The 26,638-nt window shown below is 70.4% G+C and carries 25 protein-coding genes, 2 tRNA genes and 1 pseudogene; 14 read left to right on the forward strand and 14 right to left on the reverse strand.

Going from position 1 to position 26,638, the window contains the following annotated elements; translation table 11 throughout:
- Positions 1-39: 39 nt before the first annotated feature.
- From ACYVHU_RS03860 to ACYVHU_RS03885, 6 genes are all read right to left on the reverse strand, one after another.
- Complete coding sequence (locus ACYVHU_RS03860) at positions 40-1,623, reverse strand: serine/threonine-protein kinase (RefSeq protein ID WP_078763634.1); 1,584 nt, start codon at positions 1,621-1,623, stop codon at positions 40-42.
- Complete coding sequence (locus ACYVHU_RS03865; RefSeq protein ID WP_078763633.1) at positions 1,620-3,068, reverse strand: peptidoglycan D,D-transpeptidase FtsI family protein; 1,449 nt, start codon at positions 3,066-3,068, stop codon at positions 1,620-1,622. The genes ACYVHU_RS03860 and ACYVHU_RS03865 overlap by 4 nt, the downstream gene beginning before the upstream one ends.
- Complete coding sequence (locus ACYVHU_RS03870) at positions 3,065-4,468, reverse strand: FtsW/RodA/SpoVE family cell cycle protein (RefSeq protein ID WP_078763632.1); 1,404 nt, start codon at positions 4,466-4,468, stop codon at positions 3,065-3,067. The genes ACYVHU_RS03865 and ACYVHU_RS03870 overlap by 4 nt, the downstream gene beginning before the upstream one ends.
- Positions 4,465-5,871 carry a Stp1/IreP family PP2C-type Ser/Thr phosphatase gene (locus ACYVHU_RS03875; protein ID WP_078763631.1) on the reverse strand — a complete coding sequence of 469 codons (1,407 nt, stop codon included), beginning with the start codon at positions 5,869-5,871 and terminating at the stop codon, positions 4,465-4,467. The genes ACYVHU_RS03870 and ACYVHU_RS03875 overlap by 4 nt, the downstream gene beginning before the upstream one ends.
- Complete coding sequence (locus tag ACYVHU_RS03880; protein WP_078763630.1) at positions 5,868-6,341, reverse strand: FHA domain-containing protein FhaB/FipA; 474 nt, start codon at positions 6,339-6,341, stop codon at positions 5,868-5,870. The genes ACYVHU_RS03875 and ACYVHU_RS03880 overlap by 4 nt, the downstream gene beginning before the upstream one ends.
- Before the next feature lie 261 nt (positions 6,342-6,602).
- Positions 6,603-7,364, reverse strand: coding sequence for an FHA domain-containing protein (locus ACYVHU_RS03885; RefSeq protein ID WP_432937818.1), 762 nt, complete (start codon positions 7,362-7,364; stop codon positions 6,603-6,605).
- A gap of 225 nt (positions 7,365-7,589) precedes the next feature.
- Between ACYVHU_RS03885 and ACYVHU_RS03890 the strand changes: the two genes are divergently transcribed.
- Both ACYVHU_RS03890 and ACYVHU_RS03895 read left to right on the forward strand, forming a co-directional pair.
- A tRNA-Leu gene (locus ACYVHU_RS03890) sits at positions 7,590-7,672 on the forward strand.
- Between the two features lie 128 nt (positions 7,673-7,800).
- Positions 7,801-8,406 carry a TenA family protein gene (locus ACYVHU_RS03895; protein WP_498947535.1) on the forward strand — a complete coding sequence of 202 codons (606 nt, stop codon included), beginning with the start codon at positions 7,801-7,803 and terminating at the stop codon, positions 8,404-8,406.
- A gap of 46 nt (positions 8,407-8,452) precedes the next feature.
- Here ACYVHU_RS03895 and ACYVHU_RS03900 read toward each other — a convergent pair whose 3' ends face one another.
- On the reverse strand, positions 8,453-8,998 hold the full coding sequence (locus tag ACYVHU_RS03900; RefSeq protein WP_498947536.1) for a subtilase-type protease inhibitor: 546 nt from the start codon (positions 8,996-8,998) through the stop codon (positions 8,453-8,455).
- 82 nt (positions 8,999-9,080) lie between these two features.
- On the opposite strand from ACYVHU_RS03900, the gene ACYVHU_RS03905 reads away from it, so the two are divergent.
- On the forward strand, positions 9,081-9,413 hold the full coding sequence (locus ACYVHU_RS03905) for a rhodanese-like domain-containing protein (RefSeq protein ID WP_078763626.1): 333 nt from the start codon (positions 9,081-9,083) through the stop codon (positions 9,411-9,413).
- A gap of 24 nt (positions 9,414-9,437) precedes the next feature.
- Here the strand turns inward: ACYVHU_RS03905 and ACYVHU_RS03910 are convergent, their stop codons facing one another.
- Complete coding sequence (locus ACYVHU_RS03910; protein WP_498947538.1) at positions 9,438-10,091, reverse strand: methylated-DNA--[protein]-cysteine S-methyltransferase; 654 nt, start codon at positions 10,089-10,091, stop codon at positions 9,438-9,440.
- A 162-nt stretch (positions 10,092-10,253) separates the two neighbouring features.
- Between ACYVHU_RS03910 and ACYVHU_RS03915 the strand changes: the two genes are divergently transcribed.
- The 7 genes from ACYVHU_RS03915 (at position 10,254) to serS (ending at position 17,302) form a co-directional block, all read left to right on the forward strand.
- On the forward strand, positions 10,254-12,173 hold the full coding sequence (locus tag ACYVHU_RS03915) for a sensor histidine kinase (RefSeq protein WP_235001145.1): 1,920 nt from the start codon (positions 10,254-10,256) through the stop codon (positions 12,171-12,173).
- A gap of 300 nt (positions 12,174-12,473) precedes the next feature.
- The gene (locus ACYVHU_RS03920) at positions 12,474-12,920 is read left to right on the forward strand and encodes an ATP-binding protein (protein ID WP_394330078.1); all 447 of its coding nucleotides are present in this window, start codon (positions 12,474-12,476) and stop codon (positions 12,918-12,920) included.
- A 102-nt stretch (positions 12,921-13,022) separates the two neighbouring features.
- Complete coding sequence (locus tag ACYVHU_RS03925; protein ID WP_078763657.1) at positions 13,023-13,379, forward strand: STAS domain-containing protein; 357 nt, start codon at positions 13,023-13,025, stop codon at positions 13,377-13,379.
- A 17-nt stretch (positions 13,380-13,396) separates the two neighbouring features.
- Positions 13,397-14,239 (forward strand): glycosyltransferase family 2 protein, encoded by an 843-nt coding sequence (locus ACYVHU_RS03930; protein ID WP_432937835.1) that lies wholly within the window; start codon positions 13,397-13,399, stop codon positions 14,237-14,239.
- Positions 14,240-14,282: 43 nt separating this feature from the next.
- A complete protein-coding gene (locus tag ACYVHU_RS03935) occupies positions 14,283-14,918 on the forward strand; it encodes a DUF4446 family protein (RefSeq protein WP_327309168.1) in 636 nt (211 codons plus the stop codon).
- A 74-nt stretch (positions 14,919-14,992) separates the two neighbouring features.
- Entirely contained in the window at positions 14,993-15,940 is a 948-nt protein-coding gene (gene pheA, locus ACYVHU_RS03940) for a prephenate dehydratase (RefSeq protein WP_078763620.1), read from the forward strand.
- A 93-nt stretch (positions 15,941-16,033) separates the two neighbouring features.
- Positions 16,034-17,302, forward strand: a complete 1,269-nt coding sequence (gene serS, locus ACYVHU_RS03945; protein ID WP_432937841.1) for a serine--tRNA ligase — start codon at positions 16,034-16,036, stop codon at positions 17,300-17,302.
- A gap of 47 nt (positions 17,303-17,349) precedes the next feature.
- On the opposite strand, the gene ACYVHU_RS03950 is transcribed toward serS, so the two are convergent.
- Together ACYVHU_RS03950 and ACYVHU_RS03955 are read right to left on the reverse strand one after the other, a co-directional pair.
- Positions 17,350-17,925, reverse strand: a complete 576-nt coding sequence (locus tag ACYVHU_RS03950) for a bacterial proteasome activator family protein (protein ID WP_432937844.1) — start codon at positions 17,923-17,925, stop codon at positions 17,350-17,352.
- Positions 17,926-17,981: 56 nt separating this feature from the next.
- Positions 17,982-18,965: an NAD(P)H-quinone oxidoreductase gene (locus tag ACYVHU_RS03955; protein WP_498947542.1), complete on the reverse strand. Its 984-nt coding sequence runs from the start codon at positions 18,963-18,965 to the stop codon at positions 17,982-17,984.
- Positions 18,966-19,808: 843 nt separating this feature from the next.
- Here ACYVHU_RS03955 and ACYVHU_RS03960 point away from each other — a divergent pair.
- Positions 19,809-21,173, forward strand: a pseudogene (locus ACYVHU_RS03960) (MinD/ParA family ATP-binding protein); the annotation flags it as partial.
- Between the two features lie 36 nt (positions 21,174-21,209).
- Positions 21,210-21,297, forward strand: a tRNA-Ser gene (locus tag ACYVHU_RS03965).
- Positions 21,298-21,870: 573 nt separating this feature from the next.
- Here the strand turns inward: ACYVHU_RS03965 and ACYVHU_RS03970 are convergent.
- A complete protein-coding gene (locus ACYVHU_RS03970) occupies positions 21,871-22,536 on the reverse strand; it encodes a GOLPH3/VPS74 family protein (RefSeq protein WP_078763615.1) in 666 nt (221 codons plus the stop codon).
- A gap of 167 nt (positions 22,537-22,703) precedes the next feature.
- Positions 22,704-22,838: a hypothetical protein gene (locus tag ACYVHU_RS03975; protein WP_268805622.1), complete on the reverse strand. Its 135-nt coding sequence runs from the start codon at positions 22,836-22,838 to the stop codon at positions 22,704-22,706.
- Here ACYVHU_RS03975 and ACYVHU_RS03980 point away from each other — a divergent pair.
- Both ACYVHU_RS03980 and ACYVHU_RS03985 read left to right on the forward strand, forming a co-directional pair.
- Positions 22,837-23,883 carry a LacI family DNA-binding transcriptional regulator gene (locus ACYVHU_RS03980; RefSeq protein ID WP_498947544.1) on the forward strand — a complete coding sequence of 349 codons (1,047 nt, stop codon included), beginning with the start codon at positions 22,837-22,839 and terminating at the stop codon, positions 23,881-23,883. The genes ACYVHU_RS03975 and ACYVHU_RS03980 overlap by 2 nt on opposite strands.
- Before the next feature lie 453 nt (positions 23,884-24,336).
- A complete protein-coding gene (locus ACYVHU_RS03985) occupies positions 24,337-25,626 on the forward strand; it encodes a citrate synthase (protein WP_078763614.1) in 1,290 nt (429 codons plus the stop codon).
- Between the two features lie 66 nt (positions 25,627-25,692).
- Here the strand turns inward: ACYVHU_RS03985 and ACYVHU_RS03990 are convergent, their stop codons facing one another.
- Positions 25,693-25,872: a DUF6243 family protein gene (locus ACYVHU_RS03990; RefSeq protein WP_498947546.1), complete on the reverse strand. Its 180-nt coding sequence runs from the start codon at positions 25,870-25,872 to the stop codon at positions 25,693-25,695.
- A gap of 82 nt (positions 25,873-25,954) precedes the next feature.
- Positions 25,955-26,614: a response regulator gene (locus ACYVHU_RS03995; RefSeq protein ID WP_498947823.1), complete on the reverse strand. Its 660-nt coding sequence runs from the start codon at positions 26,612-26,614 to the stop codon at positions 25,955-25,957.
- Positions 26,615-26,638 lie beyond the last annotated feature (24 nt).

The following is a 26,638-nucleotide window of genomic DNA, read 5'->3' on the forward strand; positions in this document are numbered from 1 at the left end:
CCTCGTATCTCGACGGTGACGCCGGATGTCGCACATCACCTAATCAGTGGCGGGCGGATTGCCTCTCTCGTCCCCCGTGTCCTGTTCCGTTCCCGTCCCGTTGCCGGCACCGTCCCCGGTGCCCTCCCCGGCGCCACCATCGCCGCCGGGCAGGGGGTTCTCCCCTTGGCCGCCGTCGCCCGGGTCTTCCGGGACGGGATCCACCGGATCGCCGGTCGTCGCGGGATCGGGGGTGGCGGGCGCCGACGGCGTGGCCGAGGAACCTGTCGTGGGCTGTTGCGGCACGGCAGGCCCCTGGTCGCCGTAGCCCGTGTCGGGCTCGGTGCCGCCGGTGTCGCCGGGCAGCACCAGTCCGTCGTCGACGGACTCCTGGGGGGTGGGACTGGGGGTCGGTGAGACAGCCGGCCGGTTACCGCCGGTGGACCGGGAGTTCTCTCCCGGACTGTCCCAGAACTGCGCGATCAGTATGACGCCGATCACGACCGCGGCGAGCGCGGCGGCCGCGGCGAGCAGGACCGGTCGGTTACCGGAGTGACGAGCAGCGCGTCCCGGCCCGGCCGTTCCGGTAAGCCTATCCGAGGGGGCGGCCCCACTCGGGGGCCACGCCTGCGCCGGCCCGGTGGCGCCGGTCGGAAGGGGCGCGGAAACCGCTCCGGAGGGCCGGGTCGCGGGATCGCCCGCGTGAGGTGAGAGATCGGCCACCATCGTGTGGTCGAGGTCGGCGAGGTCCATGGCCGTCGTGGCGCCGCCCGCGGCCGGTCCGAGACCGCCGCGCAACTGCTGGGCCTGCTGGGCGATCTCGGCGGCGGAGGCGGGACGGTCCTCGGGGGACTTCTCCAGCATCCGCTCCACGAGCGCGCGCACCGACCCCGGGACATGCCCGGGGAGCGGCGGCGGCTCCTCGCGGGTGTGCGCCAGCGCCAGCGCCAGCGGGGTGTCGGCGGTGAACGGCGGACGGCCGGCCAGGCACTCGTAGGCGACCACGCCGAGCGAGTAGATGTCGGAGAACGGTGTCGCCGGGCTGCCCGACGCCTGCTCGGGCGAGATGTACTGGGCGGTTCCCATGACCATGCCGGTCTGGGTCAGCGTCACCGACTCGTTGCCCCGGGCGATGCCGAAGTCGGTCAGCTTGACCGTGCCGTCCTCGGTGACCAGCAGGTTGCCGGGCTTGATGTCGCGATGGACGACGCCGCGCGCGTGGGCGGCGCCGAGCGCCTGGGCCGCCTGGTTCAGCACGTCCAGCGTGACCCCGGCGTCCAGGCCCTCGTCGTTGCGCTTGAGGATCGACGACAGGGGCTCGCCCGGGACCAGCTCCATGACGAGGAACGCGGTGTCGTCCTGCTCGCCGTAGTCGTAGACCTGGGCGATCCCGGGGTGCGACAGCGCGGCGGTGATCCGCGCCTCGGTGCGGAAGCGCTCACGCGCGGTCGGCTCGGCGGTCTGCGCCGCGTGCAGCATCTTCACCGCGACGGGACGGCTGAGCAGGGTGTCGGTCGCCCGCCACACCTCGCCCATCCCGCCCGCGCCGATACGCTCCTCCAGCCGGTAACGGCCGCTGAGGAGCGTACCGGTGCGGTCGCCGGAGCCGTCGTTGCCCCGGCCGGTCGCGTCATTACCGCTCACTCGTTGATCACTGCCTCCATGATCTCCTTCGCGATGGGCGCGGCGAGCGTGTTACCGCTGCTGTTGCCTCGCTCGACCACGACGGCCACGGCGACCTGGGGGTCGTTCGCCGGGGCGAAGGAGATGAACCAGTTGTGGGTGTCCCCGTCACCGGTCTCGGCCGTACCGGTCTTTCCGGCGACCTGGATGCCGGGGATGGCGCCGCTGGGGCCGCTGCCCTCGGCGCCTTCGGTCACGCCGATCATCATCTGGGTCAGCTCCTCCGCGGTCTGGGAGCTGACGGCCTCACTGTAGACCTCGGGGGTGGCCGCGGTGATCTCGGAGAGATCGGGCCCCTGGACCGACTCTACGAGGTAGGGCTTCATGACGTCACCGCCATTGGCAACACCGGCGGCGACCATGGCCATCTGGAGCGGGGTGGCCTCGACGTTGCCCTGCCCGATGCCCGACATCGCGAGGAAGTTCTCGTCGATGTCGGCGGGGTACAGGCTCTCGGCCACATCGACCGGCACCTCCATCGTGCCGCTGTTGAACCCGAACGCCTCGGCCTGCGCGGCCATCGTGTCGGCGCCCAGCGACTTGGCCCAGTTGGCCATGGAGGTGTTGCAGGAGATCATGATCGAGTGCGCCAGCGTGTCGGGGGAGCCGCCGTTGCAGGTGCCGCCCGGGGTCGCGTTGGGCAGCGAGGCGCCGCCGATCTGGAGCTGGTCCGGCGCGTCCATCGTGGAGTCGGGGGATGCGCCGTTCTCCAGGGCCGCGGCGGCGGTCACGATCTTGAACGTGGAACCCGGGGGGTAGCGCTCGTTGAACGCCCGGTTGAGCAGCGGCTGGTTCGGGTCGTTCTCGTAGGCCACCCACTGGTCGGCGGCGTCGCCGGGGTTCTCGACGCTGGCGACGCTGTTGGCGTCGTAGGTGGGCAGTGACACCGAGGCGAGGACCGCACCGGTCTGCGGGTCGAGCGCGACGGCCGCGCCCTTCTTGTCCGGCGCGATGGACTGGAACGCTTCGAGGGCGGCCTGCTGGGCCTTGGGGTCGAGCGTCAGGTTGACCGTGGCGCCCTTGCTCTCCTCACCGGTGAGCATGTCGAGGAAGTTGCGGACGAACAGCCGGCTGTCGGAGCCGTCCAGGAACGAGTTCTCGGTCTGCTCGATGCCGTTGGCGCTGCCGCTGCGGAACACCCCGACGGGGTGGGCGTACAGCTCGGGGTGCTCGTAGACGCGCTGGTAGCGGTCGCTGTCCTGGATCGGCTCGGAGTAGGCGATCTGCTCGTTGCCGGCGACGATCGGGCCCCGGGCGATGGTGAGCTGCTCGGTGTACTGGCGGGAGTTGTAGGGGTGTTCGCGCAGCCATTCGGCCTGGACCGCCTGGATCCAGGTGACGTTGAGCAGCAGGACGCCGAACAGCGCCATCGTGAAGACCGCGAGTCTGCGGATCGGTTTGTTCATCGGGAGATCACCTGGGTCGCACCCTCGTCCTGAATGGCCTGCGGGGCCGGTTTGCGCGCGTTGTGGCTCATGCGGACCAGCAGCGCGAGCATGATCCAGCTCGACAGGAGCGCCGAACCGCCCTTGGCGACGAAGGGGATGGTGGCACCCGTCATCGGGATGACGCGGGTGACACCGCCGATGACGACGAAGCTCTGGAAGGCGAGCAGGAACGAGATGCCCGAGGCGAACATCTTGACGAACAGCTCGCGCGAGGCCAGCGCGATGCGCATGCCGCGCTCGACGAGGAGGGCCAGGGCCAGCAGCATCACCATGACACCGGTGAGCCCGAGCTCCTCGCCGAAGGCGGTGAAGATGAAGTCGTTTTGGACCTCGGGGACGTTGCCCGGCTTTCCGCCGCCCAGGCCGGTGCCCAGGATGCCGCCCTCGCCCAGGGCGAACAGCCCCTGGACGAGCTGCTGGCTGTTGGCGCCGAGCTCACCGTAGAAGACGTCCTCGTCGAACGCGTTGATCCAGGTGTCGACGCGCACCGAGAAGTGGTACACGAACGGGTAGAGCAGGGCGCAGGCGCCGAAGAACGCGCCGAGACCGATGACGATCCACGACGAGCGCTGGGTCGCGACGTAGATCATCGCCAGGAAGGTGCCGAACAGGAGCAGCGACGTGCCGAGGTCGTTCATCAGACCGACCAGCACGAGGATGCAGAACCCCCACATGACCGCCATGGGGGCGGTGTCGCGCATGCGGGGCAGGTCGATGATCTTCACGGGGCCGATCTTGACGCGCTTGCTGGCCAGCGACAGCACGTCACGCTTCATCACCATGTACCCGGACAGGAAGATGACCAGCGAGATCTTGGCGAACTCCGACGGCTGGAGCGAGGTGACCCCCAGGTTGATCCACTGCCGGGCGCCGTTGACGGTCTGGCCCAGGCCCGGGATCAGCGGCAGCAGCAGCAGGACGACGGCGCTGAGCGCGGTCACGTAGGGGTAGCGCTGCAACGTGCGGGGCTCTTTGAGGAAGAAGACGATGACGGCGAAGACGACGAGGCTGCCCGCGGTGAGGATCAACTGGTCCATCGCGCTGCCGCGCTCGGTGTCACCGGTGGCCTCGAAGAGCCGCCACAGCATGGCGATGCCCAGACCGTTGAGGAGCACGGCGAGGGGCAGCAGCAGTGGGTCGGCGTAGGGCGCGAAGAAGCGGATGAACACGTGCGCGAGCACGGCGAGGCCACCGAACAGCAGTCCGTAGACGAACAGGCTCGGCGGCATCTCCTGGTTGCGGGTCAGTCCCGCCTCGATCATCGCGAACAGCGTGATGGCGATCGCGAAGAGCACCATCACCAGTTCGGCGTTGCGCCGTTTGACCGGAGGCAGCGCGGTGGACAGTCCTTCGCTCATTGCCGCCCTCCCACGGAATCCTCGACGTCCCCGACACCGGAGGTGGTGTCGGGGAGGGCGTCCTCCTCGCCGGAGACGCCGGCGGTGCGGTCCTGCGGGGAGGAGGCGGGCTCCGTGGGTGCGGCGCCCGCGGGGGCCTCCATACCACAGGATTCGGGGTCGGCCTGGCAGGTGGCGGCCTTACCGCGCAGCTCCTCGACCCGTGAACGGGCCTCGTCCAGGCTGCCGACCGCTATGGCCGCCTCGACGGCGTTGCGCTCGTTCTCGGGCAGCATCTCCAGCGGGACGCCGGTGTCCTCGACCTGCTCGGCGAGGTCGTAGCCGGCGATGTCGGTGTTGATGCCGCGGAACACCGCGACGTTGGTCCCGTTGTCGGCCGGACCGATGAAGTACTGGCTGTTGAGGTAGCGCTGGCCGAAGTAGAACCCGGCACCGGCCACCAGCGCGACGATGACCAGGAACGTCACGACCATGGGCCACCAGCGGCGGGTACGCGGCTGGGGGCCGGGCTCGTCGACCGGCTCGATCGCGGGGACGCGGTCCATCTCGGCGGTGTCGCCGCTGCCCCGGGTGAGCCCCTGGGCCCGTCCGGCCGGGGTGTCGGGGGTCATCAACGGCTCGCGGCGTTGGTCGGCGGCACCGACCAACGCCGGGACGGAGGTGGGGCCGTGGGGGTCGGTGGCGGTGTCGATGACGTCGGCCACGACCGCGGTGATGTTGTCGGGCCCCCCGCCCCGGTTGGCGAGGTCGATGAGGCGGCGTGCCGCGGCGTCGACGTTGGGCTCCGACAGCAACGTCTCCTGGAGCGTCTCCTTGCTGACGACGCCGGACAGGCCGTCCGAGCACAACAGGTAGCGGTCGCCGACCTTGGCCTCGCGGACCGAGATGTCGGGGTCGACGTTGGTCTGGCCCTGGATGGCGCGCAGGAGGAGGGAGCGTTGGGGGTGGGTGGCGACCTCGTCCTCGCTGATCTTGCCCTCGTCGACGAGGGTCTGGACGAGCGTGTGGTCGTGGGTGATCTGGCTGAGTTCGCCGTCGCGCAGCAGGTAGGCGCGGGAGTCGCCGACGTGGATCAACGCGGCGCGGGCGCCGGACCACAGCATCGCGGTGAGCGTGGTCCCCATGTTCTCGAGGCGGGGGTCCTCGGAGACCCGTTGGGCGAGCAGCATGTTGGCCCGCTCCACGGCCTGGGCGAGGGACTGGACCATCTCGTTGCCGGGGACGTCGTCGTCGAGGGGCATGAGGGTCGAGATCGCGACTGCGCTGGCGATCTCGCCGCCGGCGTGTCCGCCCATACCGTCGGCGACCGCGAGGAGGTAGGGGCCGGCGTAGGCGGAGTCTTCGTTGCCTTCGCGGAGGCACCCAACGTCGGAGTACGCCGCGTATCGGAGAGCGATTGTCATTTGCGCAGTTCCAGGACGGTTTTGCCGATGCGGACAGGCTGCCCGACACCGATCGGCTGGGGCCGGGTCAGCCGCTGCTGGCCGATGTACGTACCGTTCGTCGAGCCGAGGTCCTCGACGATCCAGCGGCCGTTGTCGGAGTAGATCCGCGCGTGCCTGCCCGAAGCGTAGTCGTCGTTGATGACCAGTGTCGCGTCCTTGGCCCGGCCGATGACGATGGGCTGAGAGGCGGAGAGGTTGAGGGTGGTGCCGGCCAGCGGTCCCTTGGTGACGACCAGCGCGCGAGGTTCGTTGCGACGGCCGCGCGAGACCGGTTTGGACCTGCGCGGCTCTGACTTCTGGGCCCGCTTCGCCTTGCCCGTGGCAGGACCGAACAAGTCGGTGCGGATCACTCCGACCGCCATGATCACGAACAGCCACAGCACCGCGAGGAACGCGAGCTTGATCAACATGAGGGTCAGGTCGGACATGGAAGTGCTCTTTAGCCCCTGTCGTGCTCCGGCTGGGTTGGCGCTGGCTGACGCCTCCGCTCGTCGTTGCCCGTGTCGGACAAAGCCGAGCCGTGTCGAATAAGCCAAGTGAACCCAATGGACCCGGTTATTGTGCCCGATCGGTCAAATCTGCGGGAGAACGTCCTCCTGGCCTGGTCGTACCAGTGTTCGGGGTGGCTCGGGCCGCCCGCTCCCCCGCTGAGAAGCGGGCGGTTTCCGAGGAATGCGGGGATCGAAGGTTCAGTCGCGGCGGAAGGTCATGACGGTCCGGCCGAGGCTGATGCGGGTTCCGTCGACGAGACGGGCGCGCTTGACCTGCTGGCCGTTGACGAAGGTCCCGTTGGTCGAGCCGAGGTCGACGAGGACGGCCTCGTCGTCTTCGACCCGGATCTCGGCGTGGTGGCGGGAGACCCCGTTGTCCACCAGCCGAAGGTCGCAGTCGGTTCCCCGGCCCAGCAGCGTCACCTGGGCGTTGAGCTCGTAGGACTGCTGCATTCCCTGCGCGGCGGGGCTGCCGTCGTGGGTGTTGCTGCCCGGCGAGAGCAGGAGGCGTGGCCGGCCGGCGATGGCCGCACCGCCGCGCGGGTGATCGCTCACCGGGCGGCGCACCTCGTTGTTCTCGATCGTCGTTCCCCGAATGACGCCGGACCGGATCCGGAAACGACCGGTCTGGAGGTCGTCGGCGGTATCGAATTGCACCCGGACCGGGCCGACGAAGGAATATCCCTGTTCGGTGGCGTATTCCCGGGCCAGTTTGGACAGTTCCTGGCCGAGGTTGTCCGCGTAGACCTCCAAGCGCTCCTTGTCCGAGCCGGCGAGCTCGACGACGAAGTCGTTGGGCACCAGGGTGCGGCCCTGGGCCACGATCGCAGCGCGTTCGTCCATTTCCCGTTGTACGGCGCTGGCCACTTCGACGGGCTGGAGCTCCGACTTGAAGGCCCGCGCGAAGGTGCCTTCGATCATCCCTTCGAGCCTGCGCTCGAAGCGTTGGAGCACTCCCACGAGGTACCTCCCCTACTCCACTCCCGATGTATGACGATCGTAACCGTGGAATCGTGCCCTCTGCTTCACTCTCGCACTCGTGTGGGCAGGGTTGCCTGCTCACGGTCCCGTCGCGAGGAAGGTGCGCGAGTGGTGTCACGACCGTGCTAGCCTTATCTCTGTCGCCAGGGGGACGGCCTTCAAGGGCCGGGATCACCAAGGCGATAAGCAAGATATATGTCACTCGGGCGGGTGGCGGAACGGTAGACGCGCACGGTTCAGGTCCGTGTGTCCTAGCGGACGTGAGGGTTCAAATCCCTCCTCGCCCACGTGTCGAGGGGCCCCGCCCCGGCCGGACCGGCTGGGACGGGGCCTTCGTCGTGTCGGGGGAGGCCGTGCTCCTGAGTGAGGCGGCCTCGCAGCCGGGGGATTTCCGGTGCGTGCCAGACTGGGCCGCGTGACGACGAGCCGACGACTCCACGAATTGGGCCGCCCGTTGGTCGAGGCCCAACTCGCCCACCCCACCGTGGCCGGTATCGCGCGTGGCGACCTCGACGAGCGCGTGTTCCGCTCATGGCTGGAACAGGACTACCTCTACCTGCTCGACTACGTGCGGGTCTTCAGCCGGCTCGCCTGGCAGGCCCCCGACGCCCATCTGGGCGATCTCGTCGACCTGGCGCACTCGACCTGGCACGAGGAGCTGAGCCTGCACCGCTCGCTGGCGGGGAAGTTCGGCGCCGACCTCGAAGGCGCCGTCAAGGGGCCGGCCTGCGCGGCCTACACCGGTTGGCTGCTGGAGGCCGCGGCCGACTACGCCGACGGTCTGGCCGCCCTGTATCCGTGCATGTGGGGCTATGCCGAACTGGGGGCCAGGTTGGCGCAGAACCCGCCGGAGGAGCCGCGTTACCGCGCCTGGATCGACACCTACGCGGATCCGGGGTTCGCCGCGCTCGCGCGCCGGTGCGCGCAGATGCTCGACGAGGCGGGGCCCGATCCGGACCGCGCCGAGCGTCTCTTCATGGAGGGGATGCGCCACGAGCTGGCCTTCTGGGACGTTCCCTGACGGCGCGGGGCCGACGACGGCCCCGCGCCGTTCACACCCGGCGGGCTCAGGGGGACAGGACGGGACCGAGCCGTTCCCAGCGGTCGAGTTCGCATCCGCCGGCCTTGGAGAACTCCGCATCCACCTCGTGGTCGCCCACGTGGCCGGTGACGGTGGCGACCTCGGGGCCGCCGTAGATGTGGGTGCACGGGCGCCCCGCGGGAACGGGGTCGAACGCCTCGGGGCCGACCTCGGCCAGCGTTTGACAGGCGGCTTCGGGGTCGGGGTGGTCTCCGGCGGCGGGAGAGCAGGACAGGCGCCACTCCCCTGGTGAGGCCGGGCCGTCCGTTCCGTCGGTGGAGATCTCGATGACGAGCTCGGTCTCGGCGGGGTCCGGGGTGGTCGAGGGGGAGGCCGCGTCACCGGGCGGGGGAGCCGGCGAGGCGGGGGTGGAAGGGGAGGCGGACGGCGACGTTGCGGGGGCCGTCTCGGGGGATCGGGCCGGGGTGTGGCCCTCGTCCCCGGTGGTTCCGCCGCATCCGGCGAGCAGGAGCCCCAGGCTGGCGAGTGCGGCGATGTGGATCGGCGCGTTCGCCGTGATGTGCGTGCGCATACCCTGTTGGACGCGAACGCCCGTTGCGGGGTTCCCGTTCGTAGTTTCTCCCATACGGATTGTGACGCAAGGGGTTTTTCGGGTGTTTGGTGGAAATGTTCCGGTCGTCGAGGTCAACGCCGTTCCCATGGACGGCTACCTGCTCGACGTGCGCGAGGACGACGAATGGCAGGCCGGGCACGCTCCCCACGCCGTCCACATCCCCCTGCGCGACCTCGCCCAGCGAGCCGGCGAGGTCCCGCGCGATCGGCAGGTCTATGTCATCTGCCGGGTCGGTGGACGCTCGGCCCAGGCGGTGCAGGCCCTCAACGACGCCGGCTGGCAGGCCGCCAACATCGCCGGCGGGATGAGCGCCTGGGCGCTCGCCGGCCGGCCGATGACCAGCGAGAACGGCGAGGACCCCCGGGTCGTCTAGCGATGTCCCGCGCCGCCACGGCCCCTAATCGGTGCGGGCCGTGGTGAACGCCTCCAACCCCAGCAGGAAGCGTTTGGCCTCGGGGCCCCCGGCGTAGGGGCCCGTGTCCTCGGGATAGTCCTCCGGCACCACGCGGTGGCACGGCAGCAGCACGCAGACCGGATTCGTCGCGAGGGAGCTCGCGACGGCGCGGATGGCCCTGCCCCGGCCGATGCGCGCGGCCAGCCTGCCGTGGGTCGTGGTCGTCCCGTGTTCGACGTCGAGCAGCGAGCGCAGGACGAGCCGGCCGAAATCGCTGGTGAGGCGCAGGTCCAGCGGGATGGTGAACGACGTCAGCCTGCCGTTGAAGTAGGCGTCGAGTTCGCGCCTGACCGGATCCAGCCCGGCCTCGTGGGCCCCGATCCGCGGCGAGACCGCCCGGGCCAGCCGGGGCAGGACGGTCTCCTCGGCGTCGAACGAGCACGACACCAGGCCGCGCCGGGTCAGCGCCAGGGAGAGGACGCCGATGGGTGTCTCGACGGTGCCGGTGACCACGTCCAGCGCCTCCCGGGGAAGCGCGCTCCTGCGGGGAGGCGCGGGCGGTGGGGGCGGGCAGGACGACGTCGCGCGGATGAGCGCGTCCAGGTCGCCGCCCAGGTCCGGATCGCCGGGCCGCTCCTCGCTCCAGGTCTTTGTCACGTCCGTCCTCGCCTCGCGCATCACCCCGTCTTCGGCGGGGATTGCAGGATGCCACGTCAGAGGGGTCGGACGGCGGAGGCGTGGCGAGGAAGAGGCACCCAATTGCACCAACCTCGCCGTTCCCACGTCGCGCACCGGTGGGCGAATGGCACTATGACGAACGTGACGTTCGAGCCTGGTTCCCTCAGCGCGGACGCCGTCTTGACGTCGGCGGCCGACGCGATCGTCGCCGTCGACACCGAACTGCGGGTCGTCGTGTGGAACCCCGCGGCGGAACGCATGTTCGGCTGGCGCGCGGACGAGCTCATCGGCGGGCCGGCGCCGTTCGTTCCCGAGGAGCTCGTGGCCGAGCACCACGCGGTGCTGGAGCGGGTGCGCGCGGGCGGGCCCGTGTCCATCCTGACCCGTCGGTCGTGCCGGGACGGCCGGGTCATCGATGTCCGCGCCGACACCAGCTGCCTCTACGACGGCCAGGGCCGGGCGGCCGGATGGGTCAACGTGTTCCACGCCTCCGAGGACGCCGGGGCGGTCCGCAGTCACATGGCCGAGCGTGCTCGGCTGGTACGCCGCCTCACCGACGTGGTCGCCGACATCAACGCCGATCTCGACCTCCCGGCCGTCCTCGACCGCATCGCCCACAGTCTCACCGAGCTGACCGGCGCCGACGCCGGGGGGTTCGTGCTGATCGAGGAGGACCGGCTGCGCCTGGTCAGCCTCACCCAGCTGTCCGACCACCTGCGCGGCTACACCGCCTCGTTGGAGTCCAGCCTGTTCGGTGAGCTGCTGCGCAGCGGCAAGACCGTCCTGCTGGCCACCGACGACACACGTTCCCTGGGCGACCTCATCTGGGCCGACCTCGAAGGACTGCACACGATCGCCCTGGGGGTGTCCAACGTGCAGGGCCGTCCCTATGGGGCGTTGTACGCCCTCTACAGCAAGGGCAAGGTCGGTCACATCGAGCTCGAACTGCTGGAGCTCCTCGCCGCCCACGCCGGGGTGGCGTTGGGAAACGCCATGGCCTACCAGGAGATGGTCCGCAGGCGGGCCCACGAGCACGCCGTGGTGGACGCCAGCGCGGACGGCATCGCGGTGCTGGACCAGGCGGGCAGGGTCCGCAAGTGGAACCGTTCCGCCGCCGAGCTCACCGGGCTGTCCTCCGCCGAGGTGGTGGGGCGGATGCCGCCCTTCCCGTTCCCCGCGGGCCAGGGCGAGCCGATCAAGCACCGCCTGGACAATGGGCGCTGGCTGGAGATCCTCATCGCCGACATCCCCGAGACGGGCGAGCGGGTCGTCGACTTCCGTGACATCACCCAGGCCAAGGCGTTGGAGGAGGAGAAGGACCTCTTCCTCGCCACGACCGGGCATGAGCTGCGCACCCCCATCACGGTCGTCCAGGGTTTCGCGAACACGCTGGTGCAGCGCTGGGAGAAGATGGACGACGCCGCGCGCAGGTCGGCGGTCGCCACGATCGCCGAGCGGTCGACGATGCTGGCCCACCTGGTCGAGAACGTGCTGCTCGGCTCGCACGCGGGGACCGGCGAGCTCGACGTGGACAACGTCCCCTTCGACGTCGCCCGCCTGTTACGCGGGTCGATGTCCGCGCTGCATCCCTTCTCGGGACGGCACCGGCTTCTCCTGGAGCTGCCCGAGTCGCTGCCGGAGGTGCTCGGCGACCCGGTGGCCACCGACGTCATCATCGGTCAGCTGCTGGAGAACGCGTTCAAGTACTCGCCCGAGGGCGGTCCGGTGACGTTGCGGGCCGCGGTCGAGGGCGACCGTGTCGTCATCACGGTCGAGGACGAGGGGATCGGCGTCGCCCCCGGTGACGAGGAGCGGATCTTCGAGCGCTTCGTCCAGGGCGAGGCGGGGGATCGCCGCAGGTTCGGCGGGATCGGGCTGGGGTTGTACATCGTGCGCCGGCTGGCACGGGCGCAGAGCGGTGAGGTCACCGCGCATCGACGGGAACCGCGTGGAACGCGAATGAGATTCACATTACAGTGTGTCCGGAACCCCTCTCCCGACATCGCGATCCCGCCGGTCGTCCCGCCCTCCGGAGAGGCCGAGGAGTCCCAACTGCGATGACCTGCTCTCCGATCGGCCGGACGTGATGGGTTTCCGGGGGGAGCGAACGGGGCATTTCGGCCCTGGCGGGGTTCGAGGACGAGATCAGGGTCGCCAAGCGGCCGGAAAGAGACAACGCACCACCGACGTCAGGGCGCGCCACCGCCACAACGTTCCTCCGGAGCCGGGCCGGGACAGCCGGCCGTACGGGGACAGCGCGCCGAGGAACAGGAGAAGGACGTGTCGAGGGCCGTACTGCTGCCACATGCGCCGTCGAGTGTCACCAGCGCACGTCAACACCTCTGCTCGGATCTCCACGCATTGGGGATCGGCGAAGCCAAGATCGACGACGCGGCGCTGATCGTCAGCGAGCTGCTCAGCAACGCGCTGCGGCACGCCGCGCCCCTACCTCCGCCGTTTCCCACCGGAACCGTCCGGGTGTGCTGGAACATCGTGCTCGTCCCCGAGGAGCCCGCGGCCAACGGGTGGATCGAGATCTCGGTCAGCGACGGCGGGGCCGAGACGCTGCCGAGGATCGCGCGGCCGTCCCTGTCGGCGCTCGGCGGCCGGGGGCTGGGGATCGTGCAGCACCTCGCCGCCAAGTGGGGGACCGAAGTCGACGACAGCACCACCACGGTGTGGGCCGTCATCGACATCCCGGCCGACGAGGGGAACGTGGGCGGGCACGCCGGTACGCCGGTGGAGACGTGTTCGCGCGGCTCGGACCGGAGCGGGGAGCTGGCCACGTCACAGGGGATGAGAGCTTAACCTTCCCCGCGAGAGGCCGGCTAATCACCCGAATGCGTGAGGTCCCACGAAACACGGCCGACGAGGTGGCCACGACTCCGCGTGACCGCTACAGTCTCGACTGTGGAGTTGAAGATCTCAAGTCAATCTCATGCGGATCACGCCATGGTTGCCATTCGTGGTGAGATCGACCTCTATACGGCACCGCGTCTGCACGACGAACTCATCGGCGCGCTCGACGGCGGGGCGTCCCGGCTGATCGCCGACCTGTCCGGAGTGGACTTCTGCGATTCCACCGGGATCAACGTGCTGCTGTCGGCGATGAAACGGGCCCGGGAAAAGGGCGGCGACCTCGTCCTCGTCGCCCCACGGCCCGCTGTCACCAAGATCCTGCAGATCACCGGGCTCGACGCCGTCTTCACGGTGCACACGTCGGCCGACACCCTCCCCGTCGCAGCAGGTAGCGGCGTCACCTCCTGAGGTCCGAAGGACACCCGATGGCTTCCCAGGCCCCCGGCCGCGACGCGCGAGCGCGCGTCGCGGCCGTGATCCCCGCCAAGGACGAGGCCGAACGCATCGCGGCCACGGTCCGGGCGGCGCGGGCGCTGCCCGGCGTCGATCTCGTCCTCGTCGTCGACGACGGATCCACCGACGGCACCGCGACCGTCGCCGCCGACGCCGGTGCCAGGGTCGTCCGGCACGGCCGTAACCGGGGCAAGGGGGCGGCGATGGAGAGCGGCGCCGAAGGCGTCCGCCTCATCGAGGAGCAGCAGACCTCGAACGGCCTTGTCGCGTCTCCCCGTCACCTGCTCTTCCTCGACGCCGACCTCGCCGACACCGCGAGTGGGGCCGCGCCCCTCATCGAACCCGTCCTCTCCGGTGCCGCCGACATGACGATCGCGCTGTTCCCGGCGACGCGCATGCGCCTGGGCGGGCACGGGTTCGTGGTGCGCCTGGCGCGCGAGGGCATTCGCCGGGCCACCGGCTGGGAACCCGAGCAGCCGCTCAACGGCCAGCGCTGTCTGACCAGGGCGGCCTTCGAGGCGGCCCGCCCCCTCGCCCCCGGGTTCGGGGTCGAGACCGGCCTGACGATCGACCTGCTCCGCCAGGGCTTTCAGGTCCTGGAGGTCGAGGTGCCGTTGGAACACCGGGCCACCGGCACCGACCTGCGGGCCCAGCTCCATCGCGCCCGGCAGTTCGCGGACGTCGGTCGCGCGCTCGCCGCGCGCGAGCTCCGGCCGACCCTGTCGCGCGGCCTGCGCAACGCGGGCGAGCGTGTGCGCGGCGTCACGAGGCGTCTCGCGCGCGGCGTCGGCCAGGCGGGCCGGAAGAAACACTAGGAGTATGCGAGCATAAACGGTCGGTAATGATTACGCTCGGATCGTGCTATCTACCATGATCCTGGCGATGACCGGTCTCCTTCTCGGGTTGGGTGGCGCCCTGCTGGGCGCTCTGGCCCTCCGCCGGGCCCGGGCGACCGTCGACGAATGCCGAACCGTGGTACGGCGGCTGGTCGCCGACGCGGGGGAGGTCGACACGCGGGCCATCCGCGATGTCGCGATCGTGCGCTATGACGCCCTGGAAGAGATGTCCGGCGCCCGCTCCTTCTCGCTGGCCATGCTCAACGCCGCGGGAGACGGGGTCGTCCTCACCTCGATCAATGGCCGTACCGAGACCCGCACCTATGCCAAGACCGTCGAGGGGGGCAAGGCGGTCGAGGCGTTCTCCCCCGAGGAGTACCGCGCGGTCCGCGCCGCCCGCCTCGGCGGAGGCCCCGGCTACTCCGCCTCCGACGACGCGGCCCCGCCCCCCGCCGTCGTCCCCGTCAGCGCCCCCACGGAGGCCCCCCGCCGCGTGGACGACGAGGCGGGGGGAGCCTCGGCGAACGATCGACCCGGCGCAGAGACGCGAGGGAAGGGACGCCGGCCGGCCTCCCCACGCCAGGCTGAAGCCTCCGACGAGCCTGCCCCACGGTGCCGGGAGCTCGAGGAGACCCGCCATGAGGCCGGCCGCCGCTGAGCCCGGGATCCGGCCGCCGACCTGTCCGCGCGATGTCCGGCGACCGCCCCGACCTTGGGTATAACCTGCTTCGTATGCCGAACCGCTACGCCTACCTGGGGCCCGAGGGCACCTTCACCGAGGCGGCGCTACGGGCCCTCGAACCCGGAGTCGCCCCCGAGGACACGGTCCCTTCGGACGGCGTCGACGCGGTGTTCGCGGCGGTACGCCGTGGCGAGGCCACGGCCGGGGTGGTCCCGCTGGAGAACTCGGTCGAGGGCGGCGTCACCGCGACCCTGGCCGAGCTGATCAACGGCGAGCCCCTGATCATCACCGCCGAGGTCGAGGTCCCGGTCGAGTTCTTCCTCTTCGCCCGCGGGGGGGCCACCCTCGCCGACATCAAGCGCGTCGCCACCCACTCCCACGCGCTCGCGCAGTGCCGGGGCTGGCTGTCCCGGCACCTACCGCACGCCGAGGCCACCACGGTCTCCTCCACCGCCGCGGCCGCGCGGGCGGTCGCCGAGCCGGGGGCGCCCTACGACGCCGCCATCTCCGCGCGCATCGCCGGCGAGCGCTACGGGCTCAGCCCGATCGCCCAGGACATCGGCGACCGCTCCGAGGCGGCCACCCGCTTCGTCCGCATCGCGCGTCCCGGCCCGCTGCCCGAACCGACCGGGACCGACCGCACCTCGCTCGTCGCCTTCCTCACCGACGACCATCCGGGCGCCCTGGCCGAGCTGCTCGACCAGTTCGCGGTGCGCGGGGTGAACCTGACCCGGCTGGAGTCCCGGCCCACCGGTGACGGCCTGGGACGCTACTGCTTCTTCCTGGACGCCGACGGGCACGTCGCCGAGGCCAGGGTCGGCGAGGCCCTCATGGGGCTACGGCGTATCTGCACCGACATCCGGTTCCTCGGCAGCTATCCGCGTTCCGCCGCAGGTAACGACTACACCCCGTTCATGCCTTCCAGGAGCAACTCCAACGCCGACTTCCACGCGGCGGCCGAGTGGCTGGAACGTGTCCGTTCCGGCCGGATCCGCTGACATCCGCCTGGGGTGGCCGCTTTCGCCGGCCCGGCGGACGCCCGGCGGGGTAATCCGCGTGTCACCGGTCCATATCACCGGTAACCTGCTCACGTGATCGACCTGCGTGCTCTCCGGGATGACCCTGACCGACTCCGCGCCTCACAGCGAGCCCGCGGCGAAGACGAATCGATCGTCGACCGGCTCTTGGAGCTCGACTCCGGCCGCCGCTCCGCGTTGGCGCGTTTCGAGTCCCTGCGGGCCGAACAGAAGAGCGTGGGCAAGTCGGTGTCCAAGGCCTCCCCCGAGGAGCGCGAGCAGATCCTGGCGAAGGCCAAGACGCTCGCCGCCGACGTCAAGGCGGCCGAGGCCGAGGCCGAGCGGATCGCCGCGGAACTCGACCAGACCCTGTCGGGGGTGCCCAACCTTGTCGAGGAGGGGGCGCCCGAGGGCGGCGTCGACGACTTCGTGGTGGTCGAGGAGGTCGGCACCCCGCGCGAGTTCGACTTCACCCCGCGCGACCACCTCGAACTGGGGGAGATGCTCGGCGCGATCGACACCGAGCGGGGCGCGAAGGTCTCCGGCGCGCGCTTCTACTTCCTCACCGGTGTCGGCGCCATGCTGGAGCTGGGCCTGCTCAACATGGCGATGCAGCAGGCGGTGGCCAACGGCTTCACCCCGATGATCCCGCCGGTGCTGGTGAAGCCCGACACGATGGAGGGAACGGGGTTCCTCGGCGCCCACGCGGCCGAGGTCTACCAGCTGCCCGCCGACGACCTCTACCTCGTCGGCACCTCCGAGGTCCCCCTCGCCGGCTACCACGCGGGCGAGATCCTCGACGCCAACACGCTCCCGGCCCGTTACGCCGGCTGGTCGTCGTGCTTCCGCCGCGAGGCGGGCTCCTACGGCAAGGACACCCGCGGCATCATCCGGGTACACCAGTTCAACAAGGTCGAGATGTTCGTCTACACCCATCCCGACCGCGCCCACGAGGAGCACCTGCGGCTGCTCGCCTGGGAACGCGAGATGCTCGACCGCCTCGAACTGCCCTACCGCGTCGTCGACATCGCGGCCGGGGACCTGGGGACGAGCGCCGCCCGCAAGTACGACTGCGAGGCGTGGGTGCCCACCCAGGGCCGCTACCGGGAGCTGACCTCCACCTCCAACTGCACGGACTTCCAGGCGCGGCGGCTCAACATCCGCTACCGCGACGAGGACGGCAAACCGCGGTTCGCCGCGACCCTCAACGGCACGCTCGCCACGACCCGGTGGATCGTCGCCATCCTGGAGAACCACCAGCGCGCCGACGGTTCCGTGGTCGTCCCCGAGGCGTTGCGCCCCTTCGTCGGACGCGACGTCCTGGAACCGATCGACAAGAAGTGACACCGAGGGGCGGGCGCCACGGGCGCCCGCCCCCAGTGGTGGTGCCCCTACAGGTAGGGGCCCGACCCGTGACCGGGGTGCCCGTGCCCGCCGGGCGCCTCCTGGCCCTGGACGTTGTGGGACAGACCCGAGGGCAGGGCCTTGCGCATGTTCTCCAGCTGCGCGCGAGCGGCCATCTGCTGGGCGAACAGCGTCGTCTGGATGCCGTGGAACAGCCCTTCCAGCCAGCCCACGAGCTGGGCCTGGGCGATCCGCAGCTCGGCGTCGCTGGGGGTCTCGCCCTCGGTGAAGGGCAGCGACAGTCGTTCCAGCTCGTTCACCAGCTCCGGAGCCAGACCGTCCTCCAGCTCCTTGATGGAGCTGGCGTGGATCTCCTTCAGACGCGCCCGGCTGGCCTCGTCCAGGGGCGCGGCCTTCACCTCCTCGAGGAGCTGGCGGATCATGCTGCCGATGCGCATCACCTTCGCCGGCTGCTCGACCATTTCGGTGACCGGACGCTCCTCCGACTCGTGGTCGGACTTCTCGGAGGCCTCTCGGTCTGAAGCCTCGCCGGACGCGACGGGGGCGCCGTCAGGGCCCACGATCAGGACGTGCGGTTGCTCTTCGTTGAATCCGTTGCTCATCAAACTCTCACCTTGCGACCTGTTCACGTGTGGGACAACGGGCGGCGAAGCCTTCGTCAGTTCGTGAGCACGATCTTGCCGACGTGCGCACTCGATTCCATGATGCGATGTGCCTCGGCCGCCTGCGACAGGGGAAGCTCACGATCCACGATAGGCCGGAGGGAACCCGCATCGACCAGGGGCCACACGTGCTCGGCGACCTGGGCGACGATCTCCGCCTTCTCCGCGGTGGGACGCGAGCGCAGGGTCGTGGCGTGCACGGACAGCCGCTTGACCAGCATCCGGCCGAGGTCGATCTCGGCCTTGCGCCCGCCCATGAGGCCGATGATGGTCAGTCGTCCACCCACGGCCAGCGAGCGGAGGTTCGCGTCGAGGTAGGAGCCGCCCATGATGTCGAGGATCACGTCGACACCGGCCCCGCCCGTCTCCTCCCTCACCCGCGAGGCGAAGTCCTCACGGTGGTAGTCGATGCCCACGTCGGCGCCGAGTTCGCGGCAGCGGTCCAACTTCTCCCTGCTGCCGGCCGTGGTGAGGACACGGGCCCCCCGAGCGTGGGCGAGCTGGATCGCGAACGTCCCGATACCGCTGCCGCCCCCATGGACCAGGAGAGACTCACCCGAGCGCAGCCCACCCCGCATGAAGACGTTCGACCACACGGTGCAGGCCACCTCGGGAAGCGCCGCCGCCTCGACGAGCCCGACCCCCGAGGGGATCGGCAGCAACTGGCCGACGGGGACCGCCACCCGTTCGGCGTACCCGCCACCGCTGAGCAACGCGCAGACCTCGTCACCGACCTTCCACCCGGCCTCCTCGGTCTGGGGACCGAGTTCCACGATCCGCCCCGAGCACTCCAGGCCCGGGTACTCCGGCGCACCGGGCGGCGGCGGGTAGCTGCCCTGCCGCTGGCTGACATCGGCCCTGTTCACAGCGGTGGCCGTCACCTCGACCAGAGCCTCGCCGGGGCCCGCGACAGGGTCGGGGACCTCGGACCAGGTGAGGACGTCGGGACCGCCGGGTTCACTGATGACAATCGCTCGCATACGTGAACGCTACCCCCAGGCGTTTTCCCGGTCCGGATTCTTTTCCACTGGTCGGCCGCCACCTCTCCGCGGGTGTTTCCTCCTCGGTAGTTTTGACGCAGTTGACGCGGGAGGGGAGAAGTCGCGACTCTGGATGACCTGATCGGGGCGTCCGGCGGCACACCGCCCGTTTCGACGGTGCCCACACCTTGTTCCGCATGTCCCGCTATGAGGAGAACCGCGGTGGCACACACAGAGCACGACGGTCCCAAGCGCGCCGATGGGCGAGAAGCGGGCGATGAGCGCGAGCGCGACGCGGTGCCGGGCGACGAGGCCGGGGACCTGGCGCCCTCTCCCGCCGACCAGTGGTTCGGTGACGACTTCGAGGTGGGACCGATCCCGCCTCCGCCGCCCTACGCCCGGCCCTCCACGAGTGGGGGGATGCCGGCGTCGCCCTACTCGGTTCCGCTACCGCCCTCCGGCCACACTCCCTTCCCGGGGCAGCCCGCCATGCCACCACGGGAGGAACGCAGCCCCGGCCGATCCGACGACTCCGGGCCGCGTTGGCGTACGCCGTCCCGGGCGGGGGAGCCGGGACGGCCACCGCAACAGGGCACGCGGGAGGCCGAACCGCCGGCCTCTCCCACCGGTCCGCGACCGCCCGTGGTTCCCCCGCCGCCTTCGGTTCCGCCGGCTGTTTCGGAGCGGACTGCGACCCCGCCTTCGGTTCCGCCGGCTGTTTCGGAGCGGACTGCGACCCCGCCTTCGGTTCCGCCGGCTGTCCCGGAACGGACTGCCACCCCGCCTCCGGTGGCCGGGGAACCACGGACGCCCGTTCCCGAGCCGGAGGACGACCTCCCCGAGCCCGAGCCGTTGCCCCCGGTGGACGCGGACCTTTCCTCCCCCGCCACGGACACACCCGCTCCCGCCGCTCCGCCCGCACCGCAGCCGGACACCCCGATGCCACGGCCGTGGGAGGGGGACACGCCGGGACCGCATGCCCCTCCCCACGGTGAGCCGTTCCCGCCCTCGCGTCGCGGGCCCGCTCCGGAGGCGCCCTCGGCGTCGCCCCGGCCTCAGGGGGCCCCGTCCGGACCACGCGAGCCCTTCACGCCTCCTTCGCCGCCCCACCGGACGGCACCCACCCCACCGGACGCGGAGGGGGCGTCCCCTCCCACCGGAGTGGGGGACGGAGCCTCCGCGCCGGCGTGGCAGCGGTCGACCCCGGACCCCGGGGCCCGTTCGGCCCTCCCCGCCCAGCCAGAGGGGGCGCAGGTCCCGCCGGTGGCGACTGGGCCGCAGCCGGTGCCCGATGGAGGGCTGGGACCGTTGGTGCGTGAGCGACGCAGCCCTCCGGCGGGTGGATGGCGCAAGGCAGTACACGCGGTGACGTTCGGGCTGGTGCATCCGGGCGAGTCGGCGGCGGAGTTGCGCCGCCGCGAACTGGTGGCACGGGCGCGTACGCACGTGGCCGGCGGGCACCACCGACTGGCGGTGCTCTCGCTGAAGGGCGGGGTGGGCAAGACCACGACCACGGTCGCGCTGGGATCGACGCTGGCGTCGCTGCGCGGCGACCGGGTTCTGGCGGTGGACGCCAACCCCGACCGGGGCACGCTGTCGGACAAGGTGCACCTGGAGACCGCGGCGACCATCCGCGACCTCCTCAACGAGAAGGAGCAGATCCAGCGCTACGCCGATATCCGGGCGTTCACCTCGCAGTCGCCCAGCCGGTTGGAGATCCTGGCCTCCGACCAGGATCCAGCGGTGTCGGAGGCGTTCAGCGAGACCGACTACCGCGAGGTGTCGCGGCTGCTGGAGCACTTCTACACCGTGTGCCTGACCGACTGTGGGACAGGGCTGTTGCACTCGGCGATGCGCGGGGTGCTGGGGCTGGCCGACCAGATCATCGTCGTCACCACGCCGTCGGTGGACGGGGCGCGCAGCGCCAGCGCCACGCTGGACTGGTTGGAGGCGCACGAGTACGGCTACCTGGTGCGCGGCGCGGTGGTGGTGCTGGCGATGGTGCGCCCGCACGGGCGCAGCACGGTGGACCTGGACCGGTTGGAAGGGCACTTCGCCAACCGGGTGCGCACGGTGGTCCGGGTGCCGTGGGACGCGCACCTGGAGGAGGGGGCCGAGGTCGTGCTGGAGCGGATGCATCCAGCCACCCGTGAGGCCTTCCTCGAACTCGCGGCCACCGTGGGGGAGGCGTTCGCGTGGCCGAGGTGAGCTAGCATCGTTTCCGGCACCCCGGAGACGGGGACTGGAGGGTTCGCATAGTGGCCGAGTGCGACGGTCTTGAAAACCGTTAGGTCCTTACGGGGCCTCGTGGGTTCAAATCCCACACCCTCCGCCGAGAGGACCCGCTCGGGCGCGTGGCCAGGTCGCGCGCGCCCGAGCGGGTCCGTTCTCGTAGAGGGGCGAGACCGTGGCGGTCGTGTGCCACGAGGAGAGGACGGTGGCCGTCCCGGGCCGCGCCGTTGTCTGCCCGGGACGGTCCGGGGCGGTACGTGCTCCGCGGCCACGAGCCGGTCTCGATGAGCGGGCCTGTTCCGTGGGGAATCCGGTTCCCGCCTCTTTTCCTCGTTGACGCGGGGCCGTGAGAGCCGAAGCGGACGCCGAGCGCGGAACGAGACGCCGCAAAGAGTGGTCACGCTGCCGGGAGAGACGCGTTCCGGAAACAGTCATATGGCGTAAAAATGACGAGAATATGACACGTGTAAAGCGTTGCGTCTTTCAGATGCCGCAAGTTGTTCCTTGGCGCCCTGGGCGCGTGTCCTCTCTCGGGCGGGGCACGGGGCCTGCCCGGGTGCTGGTGTGTCGAGACTGTCGGGCCGCAGGCGTGGGAGCGTGAGGCGCCGTGCCGTCTCCACGGAGGTGAGGAGGAGTCCGGTCGTACCGGGCACCGAGCGTCATCGGCGCGGGTTCACCCCGCGCTCGCGGCCCCCGCGGCGCCGATGACCGCGATGGACGCCGCGGTGGCCAGATGGATCGACTGGATCACCTTTTTCACGGACCGGCCCGCCTGGTCGGATTCGATGATCCGCTTGATCCGCCCCTTGCTCGCCTCGGGGAACTGCCGTCGCGTCATTCCGCAGGCGTCGATCAGGGCGATCAGCGCCGCCGTGCGCTGGTCGGCCGCGCCGCCCCCCAGGACGGCGCGGATCCGCGAGCGGATCTGCGTCTCGGGGTCGGGGTCGGCCTGGGGATAGCGCCGGATGGGGAGGATCCCCAGAACACGGTGCTCGCTCTCGCTCACCACGCCCCGGGCGGCGAGACGTTCCAGTGTCCCTTTCTGGAGAGCGCTCGACTTGATTTTCTCCACCCACCACTGGACCTTTCTCGGTTTCGCCTCCTGGGCGATCCTGTCCAGTAGGGCGTCGATCTGGGGGTCACCGGTAGGGGTGGTGTCGGTGACGGTGACGCGGTCGCCGGAGAGGTCGATTCTTCCCAGGATCGCCATCTCCGCCAGCATCGCACCCGCCAGGCCGATTTGGAAAACCGTCTCGTTGAGGATCGGTTTTCCGTCGTGATCTCCCAGGGCGATGAGGGCGAGTTCCTCGGCCAGGGTCAGACCAACCGTGTGATCCATTCATTGATCGTATCACCGGCATTTTTCCGAAGAGAAGAGTTGAATGGGGATGAGTGAGGAAAGGGGTGTGGATTCAATACCTGATTTCAGTTGCGCTTCGGGGGTGGAAATCGCGTTCTGTGTTTCTCCGGTTACCGGAAAGGGGGACGCGGTGCCGCCGTCGCCGTTCACCCGTCCGGCGGACGTGGTGGCAGCGCGCCCGCGGTCATCGTCCGCGGGACGGGGACGAGGGCGCGCGGTCGCTCCGGACCGGTGGTGGTGGCGTTGCCGCTCATGAGCGGCATGCCTACCATCGTGGACATGCCGCTTCCCGAGCACCCGCGCATGAGTGATGTCGCGGCGCGTGCGGGGGTCTCGCTGTCGACGGTATCCCGGGCCCTGCGCGGGGCCTCCGGGGTGGCCCCCGCGGTACGGGCCGAGGTCGAGCGGGCGGCCGCCGAACTCGGCTACGTCGTCTCGCGCGGAGCCTCCAGCCTGGTCACCGGCGTCACCGGGCGGATCGCGGTCCTCGTCCCGTTCCTTCAGCCCTGGTTCTTCGGTGTCGCGTTGGCGGGGGTGAGCACCCGGTTGCGCGCGAGCGGCCAGGACATGCTCGTCTACCAGGTGGGCGACGTCGACGAGCTGGACGCCTACGTCCGCTCACTGCCGCTGCGCAGCAACGTCGACGCGGTCATCGCGGTCGCGCTCGACCTCGGCGACACCGCTGTCGCGCGGCTGGACGAGATCGGCCTGCCCGTCGTGTTCTGCGGCCGTCGGGTCCCCGGCCGGGCCTGTGTCTTCACCGACGACACCGCGGCCGCCGCCGGGGCCACGCGGCACCTGCTCAACCTCGGCCACCGGCGTGTCGCCTATGTGTGCTCCCGTGACCAGACCGGATTCTCGTGGAGTTCCCGGGACCGGCTGCGGGGGTACGAGGCGGCCATGGCCGAGGCGGGAGCCGAGGCGGTCGTCGTCACCGAGCCGCCGGGCCACCAGGGCGGGGCGCTGGCCATGGCGCGGTTGCTGTCGATGGCGGAGCCGCCGACCGCGGTGTTCGCCGAGTCCGATGACGTCGCGATGGGGGTGCTGCAGGTGGCGCGCAGGTCGGGGATCGACGTGCCCGGCGACGTGTCGGTGATGGGCTTCGACGACAACGATGTCGCCGCGCTACTGGATCTGACCACCGTCGCCCAGCCGGTCACCGAGATGGGGGAGCGGGCGGCGGAGCTGGCGGTGCGGGCGGTGCGGGCGGCGGGACCGGTCCGTGACCACGTCCATCTCGACACCCGCCTGGTCGTTCGCCAGTCGACGGCCGTGCCGCGGTCGCGCCGTGAGGGGTCTGAGGGGGGCACCGAGCAGCGAGGGTGAGGACGGTTCCCTTCCGGATCGTGCGGCGGGCCGTGGGTGCCTCTTCGGGTGGGGCGTGGCGGCTCCACCGCTCCGTGGGGGCACCGGGGCCGGGGCGCGGGCATGGTACACCATTGTGTTTTCCGACGAACTCCCGGCCCTGCGGGTAAAACCCGTAGAACTTTATGCTCTGTCTAAATGCGCCACATCTTTCCGGTGGTGTGGCATGTGCCACTTGATCCACTTCTCCTGCGGTTATAGGATGCCGCTACGCTTATGGTTTTACCTGATGTAAATATCACTTAGCGGCGTAATTATCTTATCCAGAATTCTTTCGGGAAGTTCAGGTGACGATGATGGACCTTCGGGACGGTGTCGGTTGTCCCGAAGGGGCCGCGGGAAGTGGGATCGAGATCAACGGGGTGGCGGGTCGCCCGGCCTAGCCTCTTCCCTTCCGGAAAGGTCGCATTCGGCATGAACGAAGTCTCTGAGGGCCGCTCCGTGGAGCTGCGCTATGACGGCGGAACGCACAGGCTCCCTGTTTTCTCCGGTACCGAAGGCGAAGAGGCGATAGAGCTGAAGACCCTGCTGGGGTCCACGGGGATGGTCACCCTCGACCCCGGTTTCGGCAACACCGCCGCCTGTCGTTCGGAGATCACCTACATCGACGGAGACGCGGGGATCCTCCGTTATCGCGGTTACCCCATCGAGCAGCTGGCCGAGGGGGCCACGTTTGCCGAGGTATGTCATCTGCTCGTCCACGGGGAGCTTCCCACCCCCGAGCAGCTCGACGAGTTGACCGCGCGCCTGCGGGACAACGCCGCCATCCCCGCCGGCCTGCGCGACCTCATCGCGGCCTTCCCGGTGGAGGCCCACCCGATGGCCTCGCTGTCGGGCGCGGTCAACATGCTCGCGGCCTTCCACGCCGACGCCTGTGATCCGGCCGATCCGGCCCAGGTGGATGAGGCCACCATCCGCCTCCTGGCCCAGCTTCCGACGGTGGCGGCGCAGATCCACCGCAGGGCCACCGGTCAGGACGTGGTGGAGCCCGACCCGTCCCTCGGCTATGTCGAGAACTTCCTGAACATGACGTTCGGTCCGACCGAGGGCGGCGTCGACCCGCTGTTGGTCCGGGCCATGGACCTGCTGTTCATCCTGCACGCCGACCACGAGCTGAACTGCTCCACGGCCACCGTCCGGGTCGTCGGTTCCTCGCAGGCCGACCTGTTCGCCAGTATCGCCGCCGGCGTCAACGCGCTGTCCGGGCCGCTGCACGGCGGTGCCAACCAGGCGGTGCTGGAGATGCTGGAGGGCATCCAGCGGGTCGACGGCGATGTCGACTCCTTCATCAAGAAGGTGAAGGACCGCGAGAGCAAGACCCGGCTCATGGGCTTCGGTCACCGGGTCTACAAGAACTTCGATCCGCGCAGCAAGCAGATCAAGAAACTGGCCCAGCAGATCCTGTCCCGCCAGGAGGGCGAGGACCGGCTCTTCGAGTTGGCGCTCCAGCTCGAGGAGCACGCCCTGTCCGACCAGTACTTCGTCGACCGCAAGCTCTACCCCAACGTCGACTTCTACACGGGGCTGATCTACCGGGCGATGGGCTTCCCGACGAACATGTTCACCGTGCTGTTCGCCATCGGCCGGCTGCCCGGGTGGATCGCGCACTGGCGGGAGCTGCGCAACGATCCGGCCGCGCGCATCGCGCGTCCGCGTCAGCTCTACGTCGGGCCGAAGGAGCGCGCCTACCCCGGTCGCTCCTGACCTTTTCCGCCGGGGCATCGTCGGCCCGGTCCGTCCCAAGGCGTGGGCGGGCCGGGCCTCCTTCGTTCACGAGCGGTCGCCTCGGGCGCGGTCCTCCCGCAGCCGGCGCAGGATCTCCCGGCGCGAGGCCCCGGGGTCGCCGGCCCGTCCGGTTCTCGTGGTGCCCGGGGTGCCGCGCATGGCCGATCGGGGGACCGCGTGGTGCCGGCCGCCGATGCTCGACATGTCCTTGCGTCCTCTGGTCATCGATTCTCCCCTCTGTGAGACGAGTCGTCTCGTCTTGTTCGGAGAGTGTGTCGGATCGCGCGGCGAAGGACAACGGGTTTATTCAGTCGGGGACGTCGCCCACGAGCCCGGCCTCGTGCGCGACGATCGCCGCCTGCACCCGGTTGCGCACCCCCAACCCGGCCAGCACCGCCTTCACGTGCGACTTCACCGTCTCCTCGGAGACGAACAGGCGCCGGGCGATCTCGGCGTTGGACATCCCGGTGCCCAGCAGGGCCAGCGTCTCTCGCTCGCGCGGACTGAGCCCCCCGACGCGATCCAGCGCGGCCCCGCGAGCCGGGCCCCGGCCGCGGAACTCGGTGATGACCCGCCGCGCCACCACGGGCGAGAGATAGGCGCCCCCCTCGGCGGTGGCGCGCACCGCGGCGATGAGCTCGCGAGGGTCCCCCGCCTTCAACAGGAACCCGCTCGCGCCCTCCTGGAGCGCCCGGGCGATGTACTCGTCCCTGCCGAACGTGGTCAGCATGACCACCGCGGTTCCGGGCGAGTGCGCGCGCACCTGCGGGACGGCGGCGAGACCGTCCAGCCGGGGCATCTGGATGTCCACCAAGGCCACGTCGGGCCGGTGGGAACGTGCGGCCTCGACCAGTTCGCGGCCGTTCACGGCCTCGGCGACCACCTCCACCTCGGGATCGGCCGACAGGATCGCCCGTATCCCCGCCCGGAACATCGCCTCGTCGTCGGCCAGTACCACCCGGACCACCGCGGGCACCCCTCTTCCTCTTCC

Source organism: Marinactinospora endophytica (assembly GCF_054780875.1).